This is a genomic window from uncultured Treponema sp., from assembly GCF_946187725.1.
GTDB lineage: Bacteria > Spirochaetota > Spirochaetia > Treponematales > Treponemataceae > Treponema_D.
This window is the reverse complement of sequence record NZ_CAMHSK010000069.1, coordinates 1-6,068: the sequence shown is the minus strand read 5'-3', so window position 1 is coordinate 6,068 and position 6,068 is coordinate 1. Positions and strand designations below refer to the sequence as shown.

General features: G+C 39.1%; 4 protein-coding genes. 3 read left to right on the top strand and 1 reads right to left on the bottom strand.

Annotated elements, in window-relative coordinates:
* The first annotated feature begins 104 nt into the window (after positions 1 to 104).
* Positions 105 to 2,849 carry a DUF3352 domain-containing protein gene (locus Q0Q74_RS13935; protein ID WP_294431850.1) on the top strand — a complete coding sequence of 915 codons (2,745 nt, stop codon included), beginning with the start codon at positions 105 to 107 and terminating at the stop codon, positions 2,847 to 2,849.
* 6 nt (positions 2,850 to 2,855) lie between these two features.
* A complete protein-coding gene (locus Q0Q74_RS13930; RefSeq protein WP_294431848.1) occupies positions 2,856 to 3,953 on the top strand; it encodes a hypothetical protein in 1,098 nt (365 codons plus the stop codon).
* Positions 3,954 to 3,988: 35 nt separating this feature from the next.
* Here the strand turns inward: Q0Q74_RS13930 and Q0Q74_RS13925 are convergent, their stop codons facing one another.
* Positions 3,989 to 5,029, bottom strand: a complete 1,041-nt coding sequence (locus tag Q0Q74_RS13925; protein WP_294431846.1) for a radical SAM protein — start codon at positions 5,027 to 5,029, stop codon at positions 3,989 to 3,991.
* Between the two features lie 369 nt (positions 5,030 to 5,398).
* Between Q0Q74_RS13925 and pgk the strand changes: the two genes are divergently transcribed.
* Positions 5,399 to 6,068 (top strand): phosphoglycerate kinase (gene pgk / locus Q0Q74_RS13920; RefSeq protein ID WP_294431843.1); only part of this gene is annotated, 670 nt, incomplete at its 3' end.

The window sequence follows — 6,068 nt, the reverse complement described above, 5'->3', positions numbered from 1 at the left end:
ATGATACTCCCGTATGGGGGGAAAGTAGGGAGCCGCCGGCTTTTTTCTTTTTAAATTTCTTTTCCGTTTTCCTGTTCATTTGGGAACAGAATGAGGGCAAGTTCTTGGATAATATAGAAAAACAACTTGATGCTAAAAAAACTCAAAAAAATAGAATCATCAGTTTTATTTTTTCGATTGTAGTTGCTCTGCTTGTTATCATTTTAACATTAGCATGTATCTTTTCATTTTGTGCTTTTGATAAAAAATCCGCTCTTTCATCTATTCCAAGGGGATATTCCCTTTATGTTTCTAGCCGTTCTGCTTTTGATACCGTAAATCCGTTGTTTGATTTGCAGGCATGTGATGTTATTCTTTCCTCTCCCGAATTTGCCGGAATCCGAAAGCCTTTTATGGAGTTTAAGTCTTCTGAAATCAGGGAAGATTTTTTATTCAAAATGCTTGCTAGTCGACCTTTTGATTTTGCTTTATATGGGAATGGGGCTGATATTGGTACTAATTCGCATTTTGTATTTGTTGCTGATATGGGAGCTTTTTCTCTGTTCAGCAGATGCATACAATATATGTATCCGAAATTGAATCTCCAGATAGAAAATCTTTCTTATGAAGTTGAAAGTGATGTTCCTTTATTTGTTTACGAAGTGGCATTACAAAATAATGAAAATCAAAAATCATCTGGAATTAAAAAAATCTACATAAAATCTGTAAAAAATCTTATAATTGCTTCTGATTCACTTGAACATTTACTTACCGCAAGTCTTGCAAAAAATGATTCATCTTACACAAAAGAACAAATAAAGCTATTCGAGTCGAATAAGTCGAAAAAATCAAGGGGCGAACTTAGTATTGTTGCCGATGCACAGACTTTCCTGCAATCTGTTACGGAAGAGAATAAAATCCTTTCTTCGATTGCAACCATGATTTCTGAAGATTCTTTGACTTTTATCAATTTTAATATAACTGATTCAGATGTTTATCTAAAAAGCAGTATCCCTCTTAATATTTCAGATGTAAATAATCAGGCTTTAGGTTCACTTTTATCACGAAAATCAAATGTTCCTTCTCTTTTGCCTCGTTTTTCCGATGTGACGCAATATTATACAATTCTTAATGCTGGAAATCTTGAAGAATTAAAAAATGCCATCCTTCCTTTACTTCAGGATGTTGAAAATCCTCAGTTGTTATGGGAAAACTGTGAAGAATGGTCAAAATCAATTCTAGGAATGGATCTGAGCGAATTCCTTTTTTCATGGACTGCACATGAATTCGCTGTTTTAGGTGTTGAAAATCAGAATGACCCAGTTTTCGTCCTGCAAATAAAGGATGAGAAGGCAAGACAGCGCGTATTCAATAAATTGACTTCTTCAATCTTGATAAACGATGACAATTCACTGATTTTGGATGGTGTCCGTATTCCAAAACTACAGCTGCCACCTTTTTTCAACGGTCTGTTATCGCTTATAGGAATTAATATTCCTTCACCATATTTCATGGTTCTTGACGGTTATATTTATTTTTCAGAGAGCGAAGAATGTCTATCAGCGATTTATACTAATACGCACTCTGGCAAGCCTTTAATCAAAAATAAAAATTACCTCGATGTTTCGGGAAATCATAAAAAAGAGTCTACACTTTCACTTTATTATAATCTTGAGCGAAGTGTTCCATTTTTCCTTCGCAGTAAAGAAATTATCTCCAGCGTGTTAAAACTTTATACAATGGGGCAGCTTGATATTCGAATCGACAAAGGCTTTATGGATGTCTCACTGCATGCCTGTGCAAGAAAATCCGGAAATTTATATTCTGTTGCAGGATTTCCGTTAAATCTTGAGGGAAAAGCAGATTCTGAAAATCTTCAGATTGATTCTGGAAAAAATCCGCGGCATGTTTACTGGGTCGAAAATTCTAAACAGATAAAAGCACTTGATTTTTCTGGAATGACTGTTTTCTCTAAAGAAGAATCTGATAGTGTTGAAATTATTGCCAGTGCAAAAAACAAAGGTGATGCGGCTTTGTGGTCTGTTTCTTCGCGTGGAGTTGTCTCTTTGCTTTCACCGACGCTCAATGTGCATGAAAGGTTCCCGATTTTGCTTGGAGAAAATGTTTCAACCAGGCCTTGTGTTGTAGGGGAGAAACTTGTTGTTTTATCAGAAAATGGAAATGTTTTCATCATCAAACCTGATGCATCTGTCGTTTCTATTGAAATTCCGGGTCTTTCTTCAAAAACAGGGCTTTCTTCTTTACCTGATTCAGATTGTTTTGCACTTTATAGTAAGGGATTTTTGGGAAAAATTTATTATTTTGAGGGCGATAAATGCGTGAATCTTGACAGTCCTTTTGAGATTCCCGGCATAGCTTTTGGAGCACCTGCCTTGATGAAATCAGGCGGCAAAGTTTATATTGCTTTGATAACGCAGGCGGGTGAAATGAATGTCTGGCGAAGTGATTCACGGGATGGTGAACAGACTGATTCTTTCCCGATTCGAATTGGCGGTGTCTTTATGACAAATGTCGTCGCAAGTGATAAATATTTTTACGCATTGTCAAATGATGCTGTTTTGTATAGAATTTCCCGTGACGGTGTGGTTCTTTCTGTTCAAATTCCGAATTCAACGGCCAAAGAAGGCTATTTGTGTCTTCGTGATCCTGAAAAGAACGGAAAAATGAATGTGTATGTGTGTGCTGATGCCAATGTGATTTACGCGTTCAATGAAAAACTTGAGCTTCTTTCGGGTTATCCTCTAACAGGATGGGGAAAGCCTGTATTTGCCGATGTTAACGGCGACAAAGTGAGTGATTGTATTGCCCTTACTATCGACAGAAAATTAGTTGCCTGGAAAACGAGGTAAGGAAAATTGAAAACTGAAAAAAGAAATCTTGGAATCCAAAAACTTGTCGTTCTTGCATTTTTGTCATTAACTTTGTTTTCCTGTGTGACCATGCAGGATGATGTTTATGTTGATAATCTTTCTTCGGTGGCAGAGATTTCTGATTTTGAAAAACGTTTTTCTGCATTGGATGCCCGCTATTTTGCATTAGAAGATGTTGTAAAAGAAGCGGACTATCAACGCTCTTGTGAAAAATTGATTTCTGATATAAATTCCGCACTTTCAAGCCTTTCTCTCAAGAAGGCGGCTGTTGCGCGACTTTATGCCCTGGCAGGCTGTGTCTGTTATGACATGAATGACAGAACTCAGGCAAAAAAGTTTTATGATTTGTCAGTTAATGCTTTTAAAGGGGAAACTCGAACTTTTGTGCTTGCTCGCAGACTCGGACTTAAATCTGAAATTTCGGCGAAAATCACTGCGGATTTACCGCTCATGAAACTTGAAAATGCACTCGCTCATTATTCAGATATGGAATACTCACAGGCCGTTGCTGATTTTGACGAGGCTTTTCTTTCTCTTGAAAAATTCTATCGTGAAAATTATGCAGTTTTGCGGGAAACAAGCTGGAATTTCCGGAATCTTTCATCTGGGGATAACGCTCAGCTTCTTTCCCTCAAAAAACTTTCCGTCATGCACATGCTTTTGATTGCGAATTTGAATCCTGACTTGTTGTTTAATTATACTGCAGGAAAAAATCTTTCAAACAAAGATTTGTATGTCAAAATTGCCGGAAGCGGTCTCTTAAATCCTGTTTCAAAGCCGCTTGATGCACAGAATTCTGTATCAAAAGATACTGTCGTTACAAAAACAATTGCCGCCCGATTTTTATGGAATCTTTACAATCACCGGAAGAACACTCCTTCTAACCTCAATAAATACTCTGCCGCATATCAGAATAAAAAGAGAAGCCCGATTGTTGATGTAAAACTGAATTCCCCAGATTTTGATGCCGTCATGGGCTGTGTTGAGAATGAAATCATGCACCTTGAGGATGGAATTGAATTTGGCACAGAAAATGAAGTGAGCGGCGTGGAATTTGATGAAAGCGTGAAGAAGATAAAGTAGTTAGCAAGTAGCAGTTAGCAGTTGAAAATGATTGCTCACTGCTCACTGCTCACTGCTATCTTACACACCAAGTCGCAGAAAGTGCAGATGTCGTTTGTTTTTCCGTCGGGGAGTTTCCCTTGTTCTTTAAGAAGTTTTACCTGTTTTGATAGCCCTTCTTCGTAGCAGATTTTAATCATTTTGTTTTTAGCGGCATTTTTCAGGACCGTATCGAAATCGTCAGTGATTTTTCCGATAAAAAGTTCTTTGTTTTCGTTTGCAAATCCGCAGCAAGGGGCAATGTCACCTGTCGCGTGTACAAAAAGAATCTGGCCGGGGCCTTCACAGAAATCATCTTTGAACCATTTTGCGTCCTTGAAGGCGCGCGGGTCAGTTGACTGGTAGCTTTCGGTTTGAATGTAGGCCGGAAGAAAATGCTCTTCGTCTGAAAGAGTGACAATTCCGCGCCTGGATTTTGAAATCTGCTCTTCGTAAGTTAGATTTAATTTTTGGGAGAGAGACAAAAGCAATTCCTGTACGGTTTTTCTGGGGCTTGGGGCACGAGTCGAAGAATGTTCCCCAGGAGAAGGGGGTGTGGGTGAAAGCGAAGCTTGAACCCCAGGGGGAAGGCTTGCCCCCTCATTGTTTACACTCTGAATTTCAACTGCATCGTTTCCAAAAAAATCCCATGCAATCTGTATGAACTTTGCGATTCTTTCTTCGTTTTGTGCATGAAAACTGTCATAGCTTAATCCGATTTTGCCATCGTAGCCCGCGTCGTAAATTTTTTGAAATGTGGTGCGCAGGCCTTCTTCGGATTTCCACCAGTCGCCGTTTGTCATGATTCTGTCAAACATAAAATCATATTCTATAGAAGATTTGATGACTTTTTCGAGAAAATCAATATTAAGGAATGGTTCCCCGCCTGAAAACCCGATTTTTTCAATATTAGCGTCTGCTGATTCGTGTGTGCTTTTTAGAAAAGTGACTGCATCTTCTGCATTGAGATGAAAAGGCTCGCGATTGACAAAACAGTGCGGGCAGTGAAGGTTGCAGGCTGTCGTTGTGGCAAAAATTATTTCTTCCGGACTGAACATAAGTTGATTATAGTAAATTTCTCACAAAGGGCACAGAGCCCAAAGCAAAAAAAGGAAATGTCTCTGCGGGGAAGTGCAATTGATTTTTAGCTTTCCACTTTCAATTTTCTGTTTTAAACTTTCCGTTTTCCACTTTTAAATTTCCGTTCACTTTGTTGAATTTATCTCAAAAAGGTTGTAGACTGTTTGCTGATTTCTTATAAAAGGAGTTCATAGATAAAAACTGCCACAAATAGCGTCCGTTTTTATCTTGACAAGTTTCCGTACGGAAACTTGCATATTAACCGCCTCTTCTCATTGCATTGCGAAGCGGCTTAAAAAGTCAATCGAAAGTTCAAACTTCCTTCTTGACTTTTTATAGGAGTTCAGATGATCAAGACAGTAAAAGATGTTGATCTTAAAGGCAAACGCATTATCATGCGCGTTGATTTCAATGTTCCTATGAAGGAAGGCGTTGTTCAGGATGATACTCGTATCATGGCTGCTCTCCCTACAATCCAGTATATCCTTGAGCAGAATCCACGCTCACTCGTTTTGATGAGCCACCTCGGCGATCCTAAAAAGGATGTTAAAAAGGCTCAGGAAAAGGCTGAAAAAGCTGGAAAGACCTGGACTTCTGAAGACGCTGAGAAATTCATCAACGGAAAGAACCGCATGAAGCCAGTCGTTGAGTATTTTGCAAAAAAACTCGGAAAAGAAGTCACATTCTTGCCTGATGCACTCGGACAGAAGGCTGCAATTGATGCTCTCCCAGAGGGTGCAGTTGCAATGCTCGAAAATACACGCTTCCATAAGGAAGAAACTTCAAAAGACGCTGCTGAGCGCGATGTTATGGCAAAAGAGCTTGCTTCTTACGGTGACATCTTCGTAAACGATGCATTCGGTACAGCTCACCGCGACCAGGCTTCTACAGCTTCTATCTCTAAATTCATGCCAGTTCCATCAGTTGGCGGCTTCCTCATGGAAAAAGAAGTTAAATACATCCAGCCAATGGTTGAGAACCCACCAAAACCACAGGTTGCTATCATCGGTGGTGCAA